Here is a 17283-nt window from a genome sequence, read left to right on the forward strand (position 1 = left end):
CGTGGCAACCAAGGTCCTGCCACCCCGGAGAGCTACCAACCTCTGGAAAGATGTCGCATTTCGATCGCGAGCGCGTGACGTGCGTGGCAATGGCGCACCTAGCGTCTTCAAAGCGTACGGGACGGTGCGCTAGCGGAGCCCGTTGATATGCTTCACGATTCCTTCAATGATCATTGCCCAATCGGCTCGATGCAATTCATGCCCGGTGCCGTCCAGCAACATCCGTTTGGAACCTGCTATTTTCTCCAATAAGAGCCGGGAGTTTTCAACGTGCCAGATTAGATCATCGGTACCATGGATCACGAGCGTAGGCTGGTATATTTCCTCCAATCGGTTGTAGAACTCCATGCCGCCCCCTAAGGTAGCATGGTTAAACATGCTGATGTAGTTGTTCGCCCGGGCGAATTCCGAGCGCACCAGCTTTTCACCCCTCGTTTTGTCGAAAGGCTTTCTCCCGCTCATCAGCTGCGCCCCTTCGAGCATATAGCTCACCACCTCTTCCTCGCTAGTCCAATTTACCGCTGCCGCTTTACCGTGAAAGTCCAAAATACGCTTATCCATTTCCGGGATGGTGGTGTCCGCTTCGGCCCACGGGCCCGTGGCCATCAGGGTGAGTGAGCTGACCCACTCCGGATGCCGTATCGCCGCGATCTGAGCGATTAGTCCGCCCAATGACATGCCTACGAAGTGCGCCTCGGCCAGCTGATAACCATCCAGAATGGCGATCGCATCGGCTTCCAGGTCAAGGATGTCGTAGTTGGCCGATCCCGGCTCGTAGTGGGTAGACCTACCCACATCCCGGTTATCATAGCGGATCACGTAGCATCCGCGAGCTGCCAGTTCGCTGCAGAATTCCTCATCCCAGTACAACATGGATACCGTTGCCCCCGCCAGCAACAAAACCGCGGGATCTTTGGGATTCCCGAAACTTTCGGTGCAAATTTCGACCCCGTTGTTTTCAATCATTTTTTCTTTACCATTCGCCGAAGCATCATCCATCGGTGTAATAATCGTCATCATCGCGCTGATTAAGTTATTCATGCCGCAAAATTAACGCCACCATCCCACCCAAAATTGGATAAAATCGACTTTCAATTGCGGTTAACAATCGGTACTTTCGTCGTTCCGACCAGGTTGGTTAGCTACCATGCAGTATAAAAAGATTTATCCCGCTGATGTTATCAAGCACATTGTCTGCTTCTTCTGGGAGTTTGAGGGAGGCTTCACTGAATCGGAGCCTTACGCGCATGGGCTTACGGCGTCTGTCAATCCGAAGCTGGCCTTCCAGTACAACGGGCTGATGCACATCCAGCACGATAATGATGCATCTCCCGTATTCCAAAGCGGGTTCCAGTGCCAAACCAGCGCTCACCTCACCATTTCGGCCACCCAACCGGTCGGCATATTCGGCACGTATTTCTACCCCTACGCCATCCCACTCTTATTTGGCATCCCCGCGCAAGCATTAACGAATTACAATATCGAAATATCAGACGTATTGAGTACCGAAGGTGTGGAGCTGGCGGAGCGAATGATGACCTGCCGCGATACGGCCGAACGGGTGGCCACGATGACATCGTTCTTAACGAACAAGCTCAGCAAGGGGCCGAATTCGCCGAAAGATATGATTGCTACAGTCAATTATATAACGGCCCACAGTGGCAAGGTGGATATCAACGAGCTCGTAAACCGGAACTTCTTATCGCAACGGCAATTCGAGCGCAAGTTCAAATCGTGGGTCGGATTCCCCGCCAAACTATTTACGCGGATTGTCCGCTTTGAAGCGTGTTTGGCTAACGCCGTAGCCAGCAGCCAATCACTAGTCCAGCTTTCGTTGGATTCGGGCTACTACGATCAGTCGCATATGATCCGGGACTTCAAGGAGTTTTCGGGCACCCATCCCCGGAGTTACTTAACGGAAAACCATTCGTCGTTCTTTGAATGAAGGCTCCTTTAGGACGGCTCGTCAAAATCATCGCTCATCCGAAGCTTCCCCTTCAGACGCCCCACCTTCGTTTTCACTGCGTCTTTATCGGCCATGCGAAGGAACTTGATTAATTTTACGATGCAAGATAAATAACAGCTAGTTAATGGGCAAATAGAAGCAATATCTTTTATTACGTGTTATCCGGCCTTCATGCCCGAAAATCAATACAAGAATCCGAATAACCATAATGGAATTCTCCGTGCTGTCCCGTATTCGATATCATCTATAGCAAGGTAGCTATCGTCGCTTGCAGCGATTTGTTTGGTCCCTTTGCTTTTGCCCCCCACTTCGACCGTATATCGATTATCAATAAGAAAATCGCCTGTTTTGGGATAGCTAATTCGATGGCCAGCACCCACTAGCTGCGTATAAAAGAAGGTTTCCCTTAGATTCCCTTTGTTGGGCTGTCCATTAGCCAATGCCATAATAAGGCTGGTGTTGTGTAGGAAAACCTTCTCTGGCTTGTTCATCAGGCTTATGCCAAATGAGGCACTCCTCAAATTGAATATCAGCTGCGCCTTCTCCAATAAGTCGAGCATTTCCAGCAACCTGCTTCTCGACGTGCCCACCTGCTCGGCAAGCCGGGTGATATTGGGTGTAAATGGCACAGCGGTGGAGAGGATATAAAGCAGTTTCTTCAATTTGGCCTGCGTACCCGGCTCGATTGACTTGGCTTCCGGCAAATCGTAATCAATAATGACATTAATCAGCTGGTTGAGCCGCATCAGGTAGTCCGCTTGTCCCTCCAAGAAAAATGGGTAGGCTCCGTATGTTATATATTCCTGAAACGATTTCAGCGGTGATTGCAATTTGCCTTTCAGCTCATCCACCAATTGTGAATGGTTTTCGAACAGATCAACAAGTGTAAAAACAGGCAGTTCCACAACGTCTTTAAGCGAGACGAATTCACGAAGGGAAAGTTCCGGCAGGTGGTACCGAAGTAACCTTCGGCTCAGATCGGCCTCTGACCGTTGTAACGCAATGATGGACGATCCCGACACCGCCAGCCGCAACTTCGGATAAAAATCATAAAGGTTCTTCACCTCCCGTTGCCAGTCGGTGTATTTGTGCACTTCATCCAAAAAGAGGTATCTCCCGCCCTGCTGGTAAAAGCGCTCAGCAACTTCCGTCAGTGTATGCTGTTTGAAATACAGGTCGTCTGCCGAAAGGTAAAGGGTTTCGTCTAAGGGAAGATTCTCCTTAATATGTTGGAGCATTAAGGTCGACTTGCCTGTGCCGCGCGCGCCTTCAATGCATACTGCGCGCGCCTCCCAGTTGATTTCGTTTGCCAATTTACGAACAAACTTACTTTCTATCTGGTTCAGTAATGACCGATATTTATTGATTAGTGATTCCATTGCACCTTCAAAGATACGAAAACAAGACATAAACGTATCACCTGCGATACAAAAACAATATCAAATCGTATCATGTAAGATACGATTCGTCTCTTACGTTGGTTAATATCTTCCATTTTGCAATGGATGATTATTTTTTACCATAGATTTGTATCACGTCATATACAATAGCAGTAATTATGGAATGGATTTTAGCCCCTTGGCCTTGGTATGTAAGCGGCCCACTGATTGCCTTTACGATGTTCACGTTGCTCTATGTGGGCAAAACGTTTGGCCTGTCGTCCAACCTAAAGACAATATGCACCTTATGCGGCGCAGGCAAAACCAGCGACTTTTTCCGCTTCGACTGGAAAGCGCAGCGCTGGAACCTACTCGTCATCACGGGCGCCATCATAGGCGGATTTCTGGCGTCGCGATTCCTGTCGGCCGATCAGGTGCCCGACCTCAATCCACAGACCATCGACCAGTTGCACGAATCGGGGTTTGCCAGTGCGGGAACAGCCTATGTGCCAACCGAATTGTTCGGTAGCGACGCTTTTTCGTCCCCTAAAACCTTGCTCCTGCTGTTGATCGGCGGACTATTGGTCGGATTTGGCGCGCGTTATGCAGGTGGATGCACTTCAGGACATTCGATATCCGGCATCAGTAACCTCCAGCTCCCATCGGTCATCGCAACCATCGGCTTTTTCATTGGCGGGCTGCTGATGATTCACCTGGTTTTTCCATTGTTATTCTAGCTAGCTATGAAAAGTATCGTATACCTACTTATCGGAACGTTTTTCGGGATCGTCATGTACAAATCCGAAGCTGCATCCTGGTTCCGGATTTATGAAATGTTCAACTTCCAGTCCATCCACATGTACGGATTGATGGGGTCGGCATTGGTTGTAGGCATCCTCATCGTGCAATTTATCAAACGGCGAAAGGTGAAAGACGCTTATGGAAATCCAATCGTCATTGCAGCCAAAGAAAAAGGCATTGCCCGGTATTTAATCGGGGGCATCATTTTCGGGCTGGGCTGGGCACTGGCCGGCGCATGCCCGGGACCGATGTTTGTGCTGGCCGGTGCCGGTTATTTGCCGATCCTGGTGGTTATCCTCGGTGCCGTGCTGGGCACCTGGCTATACGGACTGATCCGGAACAACCTGCCGCACTAAGGCGTTTATACAATAATGAACCGGAATTTTTTATCGCATAGGTGGCCCATTCCGCAGTATGACCTACCTAGGCAATTCGGGACGCTGCATATGGTACTGGGTGGCAGTTATTGCGCCAAGAAAAGCAACCACTGTGGTCTTTTCATCGGCCGTAAGTTCCAGTGGCCTTAAGATGGCAACCGTTATCGTTTCATGTTCTTTCCATCTGGTTTTCATCCGTAATCATTTCCAGCAATATTAACGCAACTCAACCACTCTTTTTCGTAAATGTGATTAAGCATATCAAAAATGTGATTAAAAAGGAAAAAGCCGCGCTACGGTCTCTTAGGCCGTATCTGAAATGGAAACTGTCCGACCTAGGATAGAAAACCGAAAAGCCAGAGGGGAATTTTATTACCAAAACCAGTCTCCAAGTCATCAGCGGCGATCATATAATCGCCCGCATTGGCTACCTGCTCCCCCGATTTGCCTCTCCCGCCCACTTCTATCGTTACGTCTCCCACTTTGAAATCACCGGATTTGGGCGCCCATACGGTGGCACCGCTATTCAATAATTGATTCAACAGAAAGGTTTCCCGAAGATTACCGCGGTCTGGATGCGGATTCATTGCAAAGGCAAGGTTGGTGTTCTCCAGGTACAATTTTTCCGGCTTTTGCAAGCGCGACGCACCTTTACCTTCGACTGTCAATATATTTAACAGCTTGGCATCCTTCAGTTGATGGATATACTCGTAGATCCGATCGCGGACAATATCCAGTTTCGATGCCAACGCCGAGATGTTGGGTTTGAAAGGGGCTGATTCAGCAATAACACTTAGCAATCGCTTTACTTTTTGAGCCGTTCCAGCATTATATGAAGCGATGTAAGCCAGATCAGTATCGACAATGGCATTAATTACCTGCTCCAGTCGCTGAAGATAGTCCGATTCACCATCTGCAATGATAGGTAGATACCCGTATTTAAGATATTTTTCGAAAACAGGCAGCGGTTGCCACTGGTTAAGCATCTGAAAAGTCAAGTGGACATGATTTTCCCGAATATCGTCTATCGTCAAAGGCTCAAATAGCGGTCCGCCGGAAAACTTGATGTATTCGCGCAAAGACAATCCCGGCAAGTTATATTGGATAACGCGCCTGCTTAGATCCGCTTCGCCGCGGAAGATATCGAGTGCCGACGAAGCCGAAAAGATGACCTGCATTTCGGGCAGGCCGTCATAGATATTTTTCAACTCGCGGGACCACCGAGCATATTTATGTACTTCATCGATCAATAAGATGCGCCCTCCTTGTTGATACCAAGCGGTAGCCGTATCGAGCAGGCTGTGGTTGTAAAAATAAGTGTGATCGGCAGTCACATATGCGCTTTACTGAACGAGTCACCTAGCTCATATTTAAGATGTTGTAGCATCAGGGTGGTTTTTCCAGCGCCACGGGGCCCCTTGATACCAATCATCCGCAATTTCCAATTAATTTTACGGTGCAGAAAACGTCTGAATCCGTTGCTCACCGAAGCTAAAAGGCCCTGTTGAAAGATAAATAGCGACTCCATAATGTTGTTTTCAAACAACACTATATCGATCTATACTATTTACGTTTCCACTCGTCGCTATCAAAGTACTTTTCAATCTCCTTACTGCCGTCTTCGATTTTTTTCAACTTTGCTTTCCATTCCGGCGATTCAAAGTACTTTCCGATGCTTTGTGCACTCTTTTCCACTTCGGCAATCTGTTTTTTCCATTCAGGCGATTCAAAGTACTTTTCGACGCTTTGCGCACTCTTTTCCACTTCGGAAATTTGCTTTTTCCATTCAGGCGATTCAAAGTATTTTTCGATACCCTCTGCACTCTTTTCCATTTCAGCAACCTGCTGTTTCCATTCCGGTGATTCAAAATAGGCGGTGACGTTAGCCATTTTGGATTTCCACTCGTCCGAATTAAAATACGCATTGAGCTTAGCCGACTGATTTTCGACTTCGGCCATGTGCCGTTTCCATTCCGGCGAATCCAGGTGTTTCTGTAATTCCCTGGCGTTTTTCTCCATCTCTTTCATCTGAGCACGCACCTTTTTGGGCAGCTTCGCTGTATCGGGTACTGCCGGGGCTTGCGGCACAATGGTATCAATAGGTGGTACGGCGGGAACCGGGGATACCGGTTTAATCGGGCGTATGGCGTCAACCGCTGGTATGGGCTTAGCGGGCGCCACTTTGATGGTATCCACGGGTGCCACGGCTATTTCCTCCGCATGTGTCGGTTGAGCGGGGATGAGCATCGCGATGGTAAACAGCGCCAGCGAGCTCGCAACAACGGCAATCAGCTGTTGTTTGATGTTTCTTTGATTCGATTCCATGTTAATCATTCGTTTAATTCGTTGAAGTAATTGATTTTTCGCTCCCGTTGCGGCCATGCTCAGGGCTGGAGCCTTTTCCATCCGCAGTTCCTCCAGTTCGACGAGGGCACGGGCATAATGCATCGGTGTACCGAGCTGCTGCAATACCTGATCGTCACAAGCATGCTCGCGCTCGCGAGCTATTACCTTGGAGAGGGCCCAGATAAATGGATTGAAAAACAGGATGGTTTCGATAGCTACCTTGAATAGGTTAAACAGGAAATCGTGCCGTTTTATGTGTACCAATTCGTGCAGCAGGATGGCCTCCACCTGGTCACTGCTCAACCGGTTAGCATACGCGAGCGGAAAGAGCACGAATGGCCTCACGAACCCGATGGTCAGCGGCACGGCGATGTGGCGTGACAGGTAAATGGAAACCTTTTTTTGAATGCCCAGCTTCCGCCTGGACTTTTCGAACAGATCTACCCAGGGTAAAGGAATGGGATCCAGCCCATTGTATTTCAACGTCATCAACCGTACGTAGCTACTGGTCAGCAGCAGTATCTGTACCACCAGGCCAATGAGATAACCTCCCGCCAGATACGGAAAGAGGCTTTCCAGACTGAATGGCTTTCCACGGTCCGAAATCACCTGCTGGATCATCTCGGTTGCCCCCAGTCCCTGCGGGATTTCGACCACGCTGGATTTGCCGTAGTAATATACAAAGCTGGCCACAAAGCCCGCAAACACAACGATCTGCATACCGAATGCCGTATTGTGTTTCGCCGCAGCGGACTGCCGGGGGTGAACCAACCGCAGTAAACACAAGGCTACGTAGCAGCAGGCACCCAGGCCCAACGAATGGAACATGCTCCATCCAAGGGCTTGTATCAGGTTATACACGTTGATTTCCATGACTACTTATTTTCTTCCAGGTTCTTTAAAAATTCCTTGATCTCTTCCAGTTCCTGCCGGCTGGTCCGATCGTTTCCCAGCGCTTGCATTACCAGCCGCGCGGTAGATCCGTTATAAACCGCATCGATCATCTTATCCAGAAACTGCCCTTGCGTGTGCTCTTTTTCGAGCGCCGCCTTGTATTGATGGGTTTTGGACGACGTGTCGCGCACGACCATGCCTTTGTCATGCATGATCTGCATGAGTTTCAATATCGTGGTATAACCCACGTTTTTCTTGTCCAAGGCTTCATAGACATCCCGTACACTGCTTTGGCCTTTTTCCCAAAGTACCTGTAGGATCTCCATTTCGCTATCTGTCGGCTTTATCGTCATGCTTTTACATTTACGAATTATTTCGTACACAAACGTACGAACATTTTCGTAAACTCCAAACTATTTGGATTTTTTTTGTTACAAAAATGACGTAGTAACGATTTAGGGGTCTAGCGGATCATCCGATGGGATCTTCATCGTATCGGCAAAGAAACGAAAATATTCAAAAAACGTATCGCATACGGAACGTTGGCGTGGTTACTACGGATCCAGCGGCTCATCCGGATCAATGGTAAACGCTTCCGGTTTTGGCTTGAATTCGATAACTACATCGCTAACCCGCTTACCCAGCTTATAAGGCACATACCCCAACTCCTTCAGGCAACGTTCCGCCATATTTTCAACGGCGTCTATGTGCGGTTTGCTACTTGTTACGATGGCAAATTTGTCCGCGGGGAATCCATAGCTAAGCATAATCCGGGCGGTATTGCGCAGATTAGTTGTCGTATGGCGTGCATGCGGATCGATCAAAATGGCTTCTTCCGGAACATTCAGCACCTCCATCAGGTACTTTTTCATTTGAAGGGCCTCGATATAGGGAGTTTTGTACGGATGTACCCGGCCTCCCGAAACCACGATAAACGGGGCCAGTCCATCGAAGTAACTACGTGCCGCCATGCGGGTGCGGAGCATTCCTCCCGGGCTGATCGGTTGATCGTAAACCGATGGGCCTGCCCCCAATGTGAGCAGCAACGCATACGGATACTGATCGAAGTCTGTGTTACGGATGGCCTCGAATGCCGGTTTGTTTTCCCGTTCGATCAGCGGTTCCAGTTGCGCGGCATCCCACCGTTCGTTGATTTCCAACAATCGCACAGCCGTGAGGAGCGTCTCATAAAACGCGTGGTAAGATTGCTTGCTGTCGCGCAATATATCCTGCCTGATGTCCGACAGCAACGCCAAGTAGGAACGCTGGGTAACGTCAAAAGAAATGGAATCAATGCGTGGATAATTGGGTTTCTTCGCTCCGGCGTAGACATCGATCACGTAGTTCATCGCGTTTAGATCCTGCCGCAACGCCTTTCCGAAATACTGGCTGGCGGTTGTCTGTGCCGGAACGCCATAAGCCATGGAAGGAAGCAACCGCTCATTTAGTTTCGCCTTCAATGCCTCGTCCTTTTCCGCCTCCCTGACCAACAATCCCACCAACGCATCGATCTCTGCCTCCTGCCATTTGAAAGCTTCGAGAAAACAAGCAACATCGGTGCAATCACGGCTGCGCACGTACCGTTCATGCCGCCCAGCAAGCACCTGCCGCAACTCCGGAGTTCCCAACAACCGCTTGCTCAGGGTACTATCCTGATATAAAAGCGACGTAGCCAAATAGTTTTTTACAATGACCCAGTCCTGTGGCGATTGGTAATCCGCATGATACTGCCCTGAGGCTAGGAGGCCGAAGCTCATCGCCAGCGCCAGAAACGCAACGCTTATACCATATCTCATCATCTGATTCAAGAGTTATATAAATAGCCGGGATTTTAATACCCGGGATTCTGGTACATTTTCTCCGGGTTCAGCTTGTATTCGTCAAACGGGATGGGGTAGTACCGGTCTTTCGTCGAAATGTTGGAAAGCTGCGCATTGCCGTAATCGGCCTGCTCTTTTTGGACGAAGTACGCAACCAATTCTTCCGCGTTATAATTGCGGATCAGGTCAAACCAGCGGTGGTTTTCAAACGCCAGTTCCACCCGGCGCTCATGCAGGATGGCATCCTTCAATGTCGGATACTTCGCGTTATAGGTCGCGTTTGCGCGTGCTTCGGCATAAGCTGGCAACCCTGCCCGTTCGCGGACCTCGTCAAGCAACGCGATCGCCTCGGCGTCTTTGTTCAAATGCATCTTGGTTTCGGCCAGCAGCAGCATCACGTCCGCATAGCGGATGAGTATCCAGTCGTTGCCGCCCCATCCGGCTGTGCCGGCGGCGTCGCTATTGTCCCTGAACTTGGTGATGAACCAATCATTCACCTGTGGATGTGCGGCAAACTTCACGGAAAATTCCTTGCGGAGATCGCCCGCTTCGTAATCCTTGACCAGGTCCAGCTTGAGGTTGGTGCCGCTGCCCGTCGAGTTGAACTGCGAGTTGATCGTCTCTCCGCGCGCCTGGTTGTTGCGGGCGATGCTGGAGCTGTAGCTTGGGTCGCCCTGCAGGTACTGCACCTGAAAGATCAATTCCTTGCAGGTATTTTTGGCGGCGACGTCGAACACCTGGGCATAGGGGATTTCCGAAAGCTTGTCAAACGTACGCATGTTATACGCGGCTGTTAGGTATTGCTCGGCCTGTTGGAAGTGTTCCGTCTTATTGTCGGCCAGTGTAGCCCCCATGGTGAGGTACACCTGTCCCAACAATGCATTGATCGCCGCTTTCGACGTGCGGCCTACGGCATACTCCCACTGCGTATTGGGTAGGTTGCTGGCCAATGCGTCGGTGAGGTCGGCCACGATCTGCTGGTATACCGTAGCCTCCGGCTGCCGGTAAGCGATGGCAGCAGCTTCCTCTTTGGTCTTGATTTCCTGTACGGACAGGGGGATATCGCCGAACTTCCTGACCATGTGGAAGTACAGCAATGCCCGCACAAACTTCGCTTCGGCGATATAACGCTGTTTCAGTGCTTCGTCGCTGAACGTTACCTGATCTATGCGTGAGAGCAACGTATTGCACCGCGCGATGCCATCGTACATTGATGACCAGTGTGTACGCAGGTAGGTGTTGCCTGCAAGCAGTGAAAAATCATTGAACTGGAAGGGTTCACCGGCATTCGATTGGTTGTCGTTCCTTCCGGCATTGTCAGAGCGCTCCTCGTTGTACAGGGCACTGCCCTCTCCTACGGTGCTACCTGAACGCAGCACCTGGTAAATACCATTGACGGCGAGCAACACGTCGTTTTCGGTCTTAAAATACGAATCCACAGACACGGCATTCGGGTCTTGCTGATTCAAAAAATCCTGCTCGCAGGCTGCGAGTGCAAAAAGGACAAAGGGCAATAAATATCTTTTCTTCATGGCTATCACGATTAGAAGGTCACTTTCAAACCTAAATTATACGAGCGCACCAGCGGGTACAACCCGTAATCGACTCCCGGCGTCAGGTTACCGCGCTGGTCGTAATCCGACTCCGGGTTGTACCCTTTGTACTTGGAGATGGTGAAGGGGTTATCTACGCTGGCATAAATGCGCAACCCGCTCAACCGTATTTTCTGAGACACTGCCTGTGGCAGGGTATACCCGAGCAGGATGTTGGTCATCCGGAAGTAGGAAGCGTCCTGCAGGTAAAATGTAGACAGTCGCGTGCTGTTACTCTGGGTGCCGCCCCGTGACGCGCGGTAAACCCGGCCGTTGCCCGGCTCGGCCGGCGACCGCCACCGCTGGGCTACATCGGCATATTGGTTGCCGGAACCTTCCATGTTGTAGAGGTAGTAGTCGTAGCCATCCAGCATCTGGTTGCCCTGCGATCCATTGAACGAAGCCCGAAGATCGAAACTCTTGTACCGGCCGTTCAACGCAAATCCGTAGGTAAACTTCGGGTGCGGGTTGCCGATAACACGTTTGTCATCGTCGTTTACCACCCCATTGCCGTCCACATCTTCAAAATACAGATCGCCCGGCTGGATCGGATTGGTCGATGCTGCCGAGGGGGCCACATCCTGATAATTCTCTTCGGTGGCGATTCCCAGCACCTTAAAGCCGTAGAACATCCCGATCGGGCTTCCCTCCTGCGTGATGTGCGTCAGGTACGATCGTTCGGCCCCGTTGGTGATGATCGTCGATGCACCGCCGAGATCCAGCACCTTGTTGCGGTTCACCATGATGTTGCCGCTGAAACCCAAATCGAAATCCTGCTTCCGTACGATCGTGGCATCGACCTGCACGTCGAATCCTTTGTTCTCGACCTTGCTGTCCGGCAGGTTCGTCAGGATCGTGGTGGCTCCGGATACGGCGGTGATGGGCTGGTTAAACAACAGATTAAACGAGCGGCTCAGGTACAGGTTCGTAAAGATGTTGAGCCTTCCGCGAAGCAGGCCCAGGTCCAGACCCGCATTGTACTGGGACGTCGACTCCCAACCCAGTTTGGGATCGTACAGGTCGCCCGGCCAATATGCCGTGGCCACCTTGTCGCCGATGATCACGCCACCCGGTGCGTTGTACACCGTAATGGCCCGGTAATCGCCGATGTTGTTATTGCCGCTGAGTCCCCAGCTGGCGCGCAGCTTCACCGTCGACCGTTCGCCCAGCCAGTTGTCATAAAAACCTTCATTGGATAACGTCCATCCGGCAGAAACGGAGGGAAATGTGCCCCATTTGCTTTCCGGACCAAAACGCGAGGATCCGTCGGTACGGAACGAAGCCGACAGGAAATACCGCGAATCGTAGGTATACATCACCCGGCTGAAGTACGATTGCAGGGTGGTGTTCCGTTTATAAGCGTCGCGCAGCTGGAAATTGGACGGATCGGCACCTTTGTCGGTGATCTCCCCAATCGCATCGCTCTGAAATCCGTTGGCACGGACCGCTACGTAGTCGATGTTCGTCTGCTGGGCCGAATACCCCAGCAAGACATTGAGTTGATGGACGTCGTTGAAGGTCTTGTTATAATTCAAGGTCGTTTCGATCAGCTTATCGATTTCACCCCGTGTATTGGCATCGGCATATGCCGCTGTCTTCGCATTATCCGAAAACGGCGGATTGTTGCCGTTTGAAAGGCTCGTGGGCAGGTAATAATCGTACTTTTCATCGTATGTGGAAATACCGCCGTTTACCTTGAGGTTCAGGCCATCAACGATGCTGAAATCGGCAAACGCATTGTAAAGGCCGCGCTTCCCCCGCCGGTTATCTTTGATCATAGTCACATACGCCAGCGGGTTTTCCGGGTTTTGTATCCCGTAGTTGTTCGCCGAAAGATCGGCCATGAGGTACTGCGCATAGCTGCCGTCTTCGTTATACACGGGCAGGGTGGGCAAATACAGCAGCGCGGCCATGGACGGGCTTTGGTTGTAACGACCGGTTGAAACCTCGTTGTTGTCATTGTAGGTAAACGCGACGTTGGCCCCTACCGTGAGCCGCTCGCTGACTTTCGAATCGACATTGACCCGGAAATTGTATACCTCCTGATCGGTGCCCAGCATCACCCCGTCCTGGTTCTGATACGATCCGCTCAGGAAGTACCGGGTTTTGTCGTTGCCGCCGTAGATGGATAAATTATGCCGCTGGAACGGTGCACTGCGATACAAGGCGTCCTGCCAGTCGGTATCGTAGCGAGATTGTTTGGCAAGGCCCGTGCTTAAGTCGTAATAATCTTCCGGGATACTGACCGACCCGGCGTTACCCACACGGGCGATACGGGTGGCATTGTCGTCCTTCAGCATATCGTCTGTCCACGTTAGCCCCCGGTTCACGACCAGATCTTTGTAACTGTTGTTCCTACCGTCAATGATCAGATCAATGAACTCCTCCGCATTCAGCAGGTCTACTTTTTTTGACAATTGGCCAAAACCGGCCAGCACCTCATAATCGACGGTGTTCCGTCCTTTAGTGCCCCGCTTTGTGGTAATCAGCACGACCCCACCCGCAGCCCGCGATCCATAGATGGCCGCGGAAGCCGCATCTTTCAATACGTCGATGGATTCGATATCATTCGGGTTGATGTTCAGGTTGTTGCCTGCCGGGTATCCGTCGATCACGTAGAGCGGTTCGGAACTGGCATTGATGGATCCCATACCTCGTACGCGGATCTTCGTACCGTCGTACGGTGCGCCACTGGTCTGCGAAACCTGCACACCGGCCAGCTTACCGACCAGGGCCTGGGAGAGCTTGGGCGACGTAAGGTTGAGCTCGCCGGCTTTCACATTGGCGATTGCCCCGGTAACGTCTGATTTACGCACCTGCTGGTAACCGATGGATACCAGCACCTCTTCCATAAGGTTCTCCGCTGCTTTCAAGATAACCCGATTGCGAGTTGTCGAGGCAACGTCCAGCGTCACTTCCTCGTATCCGAGGTAGCGGATACGCAGCTGATCGCCTACCTTGCCGGCAACCGTAAACGTTCCGTCGCCATGGGTTTGTGTAGCGGATTGGTTGGTCGTGTTGGTGACCGTGGCACCGGCAATGGGCGCACCCGCCTCATTGGTTACCGTGCCCGATAGGGTTGTCTGGTGATTCTGCACATCCAGGCCGGTGATGCTCGCGTACGACGCGCCGCTGGTTGCCAGTGACACCGCGAATGGACCGACAAATAAAAGCCAGGCTAGTTTAACGTAGTTAAGAACCATGTTTTTGCAACGATTAAATTCGGTGCTAAACTATCCGGCCTATGTTACGGCAACCCTTATCGAAAATTAAGAAATAGTGAAGTATTGTCGCGGTTAGAAACCCCAACGAAACTGGAACGCTCGCTCCTCTCACGCCCCTAGGTTTCTTTTGGGGTTTCTAATCGCTTGGGAAAGGGTGGAGTAAAAGCAAGCCCCAAATACACCATAATGGGTATTGCCGTCCCACGCAACCCTAACTACCTTTGCTTCAATAGGTAAGACAATCACTAAAGTTTAACCATTATGAAACGCACTAATCAATTTATCGTTTTGGCAGCAATCACTCTGCTTACCGTGGCCGGGTGTTGCAAGTGCCCTGGCGACTGCCAGAATCTCGGCTCGGTATCGGTACCGATACGGCCGCAAGAAACCAGTAACTGGTGCTGGATTGCCTGCTCGCAGATGATCCACGCCTATTTTGGACACAGCATCACGCAATGTGCGCTGGCCAATGCACAACTAGGCCGGACGGACTGCTGCACTCCCGAGGGCGACGCCCCGTGTCCGAAGACCGATAACTGCAATACACCCGGTAATACCCGCGGTGCCATTGAGTCCCTTGGCTATACCGTGACACAGGCCAATGATCCGCTGACATGGGATGCGCTCCGCAAAGAAATCTACTGCCGCAAAAAGCCCTTGGTATTCGGTGACGGGGCATCCGGCGGTGGCGTAGGCCATGTACGGGTAATCTATGGCTATGTAGACGTCGGCGGCCAGCGCTGGGTGTCCTTGTCCGACCCTTGGTCGCCGTGCGAAGGCAGCGACGATCTGATCTCATACGAAACCTACGCCAACACGTCCGGGCCGGGCCGCGTACACCGCAGAACGCTCTACCAATTCATTGATAACAACGATTAAGCAATCAGCCATGAAGACACTATTAATAACCCTTATATTGGGGTGCACGCTGGCCCTCAACGGTTGCCAGTGCAACGACGGCCGGATACCGGATGACGATATGGAACACCAGCCAAATGCGTACAAGAGCCCCGAAGAGGCACTCAAACAAACGCAGGAGCGACTGCACCTGCTGCTCAATGAAAACCAGCGCAAGGTATTCGGACTGGCTTCGGATGAGGAGATCCAGCAGCTGACCACCAAGCTGGCGGTGCCGATCTCGTACCTACAGCTCGAGCGGCTGGGCGACACGGCACGCATCCAAACCGATGATGGGTACTGGTATGGCTTGGGCAACGGGGATGCCACGAAAATAGGCATCAGTGTGGAACGCGCCGGAGATGTCTGGATACAAAGCACCATTGGCATGAAGAAATTCGTACAGGCAACCAGCCGACACACGGGAGTGACCCGTTTGGTGGAGGTACCCGGATTGGAATTGAGCTTTGTTGAGCTAACCGAAAACGGGCGCATCAGCTATGCCCCCATTGCCGATTACGCAGATGCGAAGCTCAGCGCAGACAGGCGTTATGCTTGGCCGGAATTGCTTCGAATACTGGAGGGCTACCGCGTACAATTGGAACGGAAATTTGGCGATGACTTCACGAAAGGTAACCTCGAGCGTTGATAGATTAAGAAAAGGCCGCCTGCAGCGGCCATGTTTTAGCCCGTTACTCCACGACTGGGACCCGCGGCGCTTCGCTGGCGTCTCCTAAGTTGTGTCTGTAACGGGCTAAAACTGTTTAACTCCCTACTTTCTCCTGCCTTTCTCCTGACATCTACTATGCGGGGATTAAGGTTCATTTAACCCGTATCCATTAAATTGATAGTCACCGGATGGATACCGCATAGCTACCGCTTGGGTTACGGCAGGAGAATGGCAGGAGAAACCCAGAAGAAAGGCAGGAGAAACGTCGAAGAAAGGCACTATGCACTGAATAACAGGAATTATTTCCGAATCTTTTTCGTCGAATTCGCATTCCACCAGGTTTCGAAATGCTTCACGGTCCCCTTCACCAGTGTTTCTTCGAAAAAACCCATATTCTCATTCCCAAAGCCTATTATCCAACGATAAACGGCTATTTTCTTTCCGGTAGCCTCATCCTGCTTAGTCGATTTGTCCTTGCGCAGTTTTCCGACCACGGCAATGTTGATTAAGTATTTGCGCTTCAACTTGTAGAAGCGCCTGGGATCTAGCATTTTTTCCAATTCCGTGATGCTTTTATTGGTGAAGTAGGTTTCCCCATTGATGGTTCGTATCAGTCGATGGCCATTGGCCGCCTGTATACAACCGATATCCAATTCGGAAACCCGCAGTTTCAGTCGTTCTTTGTGGCCTTCCGTCACCTCGATAAACACGGGTTCCCGCCTCGTCTCGGGCTGATGTTTATGCAGATACCATACCGCATATCCGGCATTCATTACCGCAAGCAGTGATAGCACAATCCACACCTCGAACCGTAGATAGCCCGACTTATGGATGTCGACCCCAAAGCACGCTAATAGTGCCAAAGCGAGCAATATGCTCAACACCCAGCCACCCGCCAGTGGCATGGCTAACTGGCCGAGCAGGCGGTTCTTGAAATCGACATGCCAACTGGAATGCGCATCGAGCCATCGGTTGGCCCAATGTGCGTATCCCGACACGATGACAACAATGAGATAGCTACCCGAAAAAGAGACCAACAGCTGCGCCAAATGATCCCTGAACAGCGCCAAAATCCATTCCCAGCGCTTGCCTACCAGCACCATTAGCACGGCTATGGGCAATGCCAACCCTAAACGACTGGGCAACCCCAGGTATTTAATGTCTCCTTGACGCGTTATTGTTTTGTAAAACCTGTCAATCCGATGGTAAATGTGTCTTCTCATGTGTTTATATTTTGGTTATACGAACAGGCATGGGTTCGAGTGTGACACCACGAATATAGTGAATATTCACCAACACCGCTAAACCACCCGGCTG

The 17283-nt window shown here is 51.1% G+C and carries 15 protein-coding genes; 5 read left to right on the plus strand and 10 right to left on the minus strand.

Going from position 1 to position 17283, the window contains the following annotated elements; all coding sequences use genetic code 11:
- Positions 1-129 precede the first annotated feature (129 nt).
- Entirely contained in the window at positions 130-1041 is a 912-nt protein-coding gene (gene estT / locus ACFQRK_RS09235) for a macrolide hydrolase EstT (protein ID WP_379005830.1), read from the minus strand.
- 106 nt (positions 1042-1147) lie between these two features.
- On the opposite strand from estT, the gene ACFQRK_RS09240 reads away from it, so the two are divergent.
- A complete protein-coding gene (locus ACFQRK_RS09240; RefSeq protein ID WP_379005832.1) occupies positions 1148-1945 on the plus strand; it encodes a helix-turn-helix domain-containing protein in 798 nt (265 codons plus the stop codon).
- A gap of 203 nt (positions 1946-2148) precedes the next feature.
- Here the strand turns inward: ACFQRK_RS09240 and ACFQRK_RS09245 are convergent, their stop codons facing one another.
- The gene (locus ACFQRK_RS09245) at positions 2149-3345 is read right to left on the minus strand and encodes an ATP-binding protein (RefSeq protein WP_379005833.1); all 1197 of its coding nucleotides are present in this window, start codon (positions 3343-3345) and stop codon (positions 2149-2151) included.
- A gap of 179 nt (positions 3346-3524) precedes the next feature.
- Here ACFQRK_RS09245 and ACFQRK_RS09250 point away from each other — a divergent pair, with 179 nt between their 5' ends.
- Both ACFQRK_RS09250 and ACFQRK_RS09255 read left to right on the plus strand, forming a co-directional pair.
- Positions 3525-4082 (plus strand): YeeE/YedE family protein, encoded by a 558-nt coding sequence (locus ACFQRK_RS09250; protein ID WP_379005835.1) that lies wholly within the window; start codon positions 3525-3527, stop codon positions 4080-4082.
- 6 nt (positions 4083-4088) lie between these two features.
- A complete protein-coding gene (locus ACFQRK_RS09255) occupies positions 4089-4502 on the plus strand; it encodes a YeeE/YedE family protein (RefSeq protein ID WP_379005836.1) in 414 nt (137 codons plus the stop codon).
- A gap of 63 nt (positions 4503-4565) precedes the next feature.
- Here ACFQRK_RS09255 and ACFQRK_RS09260 read toward each other — a convergent pair whose 3' ends face one another.
- From ACFQRK_RS09260 to ACFQRK_RS09290, 7 genes are all read right to left on the minus strand, one after another.
- Entirely contained in the window at positions 4566-4718 is a 153-nt protein-coding gene (locus tag ACFQRK_RS09260) for a hypothetical protein (RefSeq protein WP_379005838.1), read from the minus strand.
- Between the two features lie 140 nt (positions 4719-4858).
- Positions 4859-5857, minus strand: a complete 999-nt coding sequence (locus tag ACFQRK_RS09265; protein WP_379005840.1) for an AAA family ATPase — start codon at positions 5855-5857, stop codon at positions 4859-4861.
- Positions 5858-6086: 229 nt separating this feature from the next.
- Positions 6087-7742, minus strand: coding sequence for a M56 family metallopeptidase (locus ACFQRK_RS09270; RefSeq protein ID WP_379005842.1), 1656 nt, complete (start codon positions 7740-7742; stop codon positions 6087-6089).
- Positions 7743-7744: 2 nt separating this feature from the next.
- Positions 7745-8116 (minus strand): BlaI/MecI/CopY family transcriptional regulator, encoded by a 372-nt coding sequence (locus ACFQRK_RS09275; RefSeq protein ID WP_379005844.1) that lies wholly within the window; start codon positions 8114-8116, stop codon positions 7745-7747.
- 201 nt (positions 8117-8317) lie between these two features.
- On the minus strand, positions 8318-9562 hold the full coding sequence (locus ACFQRK_RS09280) for a YdcF family protein (RefSeq protein ID WP_379005845.1): 1245 nt from the start codon (positions 9560-9562) through the stop codon (positions 8318-8320).
- Between the two features lie 32 nt (positions 9563-9594).
- Positions 9595-11115, minus strand: a complete 1521-nt coding sequence (locus ACFQRK_RS09285) for a RagB/SusD family nutrient uptake outer membrane protein (protein WP_379005847.1) — start codon at positions 11113-11115, stop codon at positions 9595-9597.
- 11 nt (positions 11116-11126) lie between these two features.
- Entirely contained in the window at positions 11127-14378 is a 3252-nt protein-coding gene (locus tag ACFQRK_RS09290; protein ID WP_379005849.1) for a SusC/RagA family TonB-linked outer membrane protein, read from the minus strand.
- 282 nt (positions 14379-14660) lie between these two features.
- Here ACFQRK_RS09290 and ACFQRK_RS09295 point away from each other — a divergent pair, with 282 nt between their 5' ends.
- Both ACFQRK_RS09295 and ACFQRK_RS09300 read left to right on the plus strand, forming a co-directional pair.
- Positions 14661-15278: a papain-like cysteine protease family protein gene (locus ACFQRK_RS09295; RefSeq protein WP_379005850.1), complete on the plus strand. Its 618-nt coding sequence runs from the start codon at positions 14661-14663 to the stop codon at positions 15276-15278.
- Positions 15279-15288: 10 nt separating this feature from the next.
- On the plus strand, positions 15289-15945 hold the full coding sequence (locus tag ACFQRK_RS09300; RefSeq protein ID WP_379005852.1) for a hypothetical protein: 657 nt from the start codon (positions 15289-15291) through the stop codon (positions 15943-15945).
- 320 nt (positions 15946-16265) lie between these two features.
- Here ACFQRK_RS09300 and ACFQRK_RS09305 read toward each other — a convergent pair whose 3' ends face one another.
- Positions 16266-17189 (minus strand): LytTR family transcriptional regulator DNA-binding domain-containing protein, encoded by a 924-nt coding sequence (locus ACFQRK_RS09305; protein ID WP_379005853.1) that lies wholly within the window; start codon positions 17187-17189, stop codon positions 16266-16268.
- Between the last annotated feature and the right edge of the window lie 94 nt (positions 17190-17283).

The organism is Parapedobacter sp. GCM10030251, from assembly GCF_042666505.1.
Taxonomy (GTDB): domain Bacteria; phylum Bacteroidota; class Bacteroidia; order Sphingobacteriales; family Sphingobacteriaceae; genus Parapedobacter.

What these genes read in the sequence shown, in the direction of transcription:
- estT (WP_379005830.1), bottom strand. Translation starts at nt 1,041, where the DNA reads ATGAATAACTTAATCAGCGCGATGATGACGATTATTACACCGATGGAT.
- ACFQRK_RS09240 (WP_379005832.1), top strand. Translation starts at nt 1,148, where the DNA reads ATGCAGTATAAAAAGATTTATCCCGCTGATGTTATCAAGCACATTGTC.
- ACFQRK_RS09245 (WP_379005833.1), bottom strand. Translation starts at nt 3,345, where the DNA reads ATGGAATCACTAATCAATAAATATCGGTCATTACTGAACCAGATAGAA.
- ACFQRK_RS09250 (WP_379005835.1), top strand. Translation starts at nt 3,525, where the DNA reads ATGGAATGGATTTTAGCCCCTTGGCCTTGGTATGTAAGCGGCCCACTG.
- ACFQRK_RS09255 (WP_379005836.1), top strand. Translation starts at nt 4,089, where the DNA reads ATGAAAAGTATCGTATACCTACTTATCGGAACGTTTTTCGGGATCGTC.
- ACFQRK_RS09260 (WP_379005838.1), bottom strand. Translation starts at nt 4,718, where the DNA reads ATGAAAACCAGATGGAAAGAACATGAAACGATAACGGTTGCCATCTTA.
- ACFQRK_RS09270 (WP_379005842.1), bottom strand. Translation starts at nt 7,742, where the DNA reads ATGGAAATCAACGTGTATAACCTGATACAAGCCCTTGGATGGAGCATG.
- ACFQRK_RS09275 (WP_379005844.1), bottom strand. Translation starts at nt 8,116, where the DNA reads ATGACGATAAAGCCGACAGATAGCGAAATGGAGATCCTACAGGTACTT.
- ACFQRK_RS09280 (WP_379005845.1), bottom strand. Translation starts at nt 9,562, where the DNA reads ATGATGAGATATGGTATAAGCGTTGCGTTTCTGGCGCTGGCGATGAGC.
- ACFQRK_RS09285 (WP_379005847.1), bottom strand. Translation starts at nt 11,115, where the DNA reads ATGAAGAAAAGATATTTATTGCCCTTTGTCCTTTTTGCACTCGCAGCC.
- ACFQRK_RS09290 (WP_379005849.1), bottom strand. Translation starts at nt 14,378, where the DNA reads ATGGTTCTTAACTACGTTAAACTAGCCTGGCTTTTATTTGTCGGTCCA.
- ACFQRK_RS09295 (WP_379005850.1), top strand. Translation starts at nt 14,661, where the DNA reads ATGAAACGCACTAATCAATTTATCGTTTTGGCAGCAATCACTCTGCTT.
- ACFQRK_RS09300 (WP_379005852.1), top strand. Translation starts at nt 15,289, where the DNA reads ATGAAGACACTATTAATAACCCTTATATTGGGGTGCACGCTGGCCCTC.
- ACFQRK_RS09305 (WP_379005853.1), bottom strand. Translation starts at nt 17,189, where the DNA reads ATGAGAAGACACATTTACCATCGGATTGACAGGTTTTACAAAACAATA.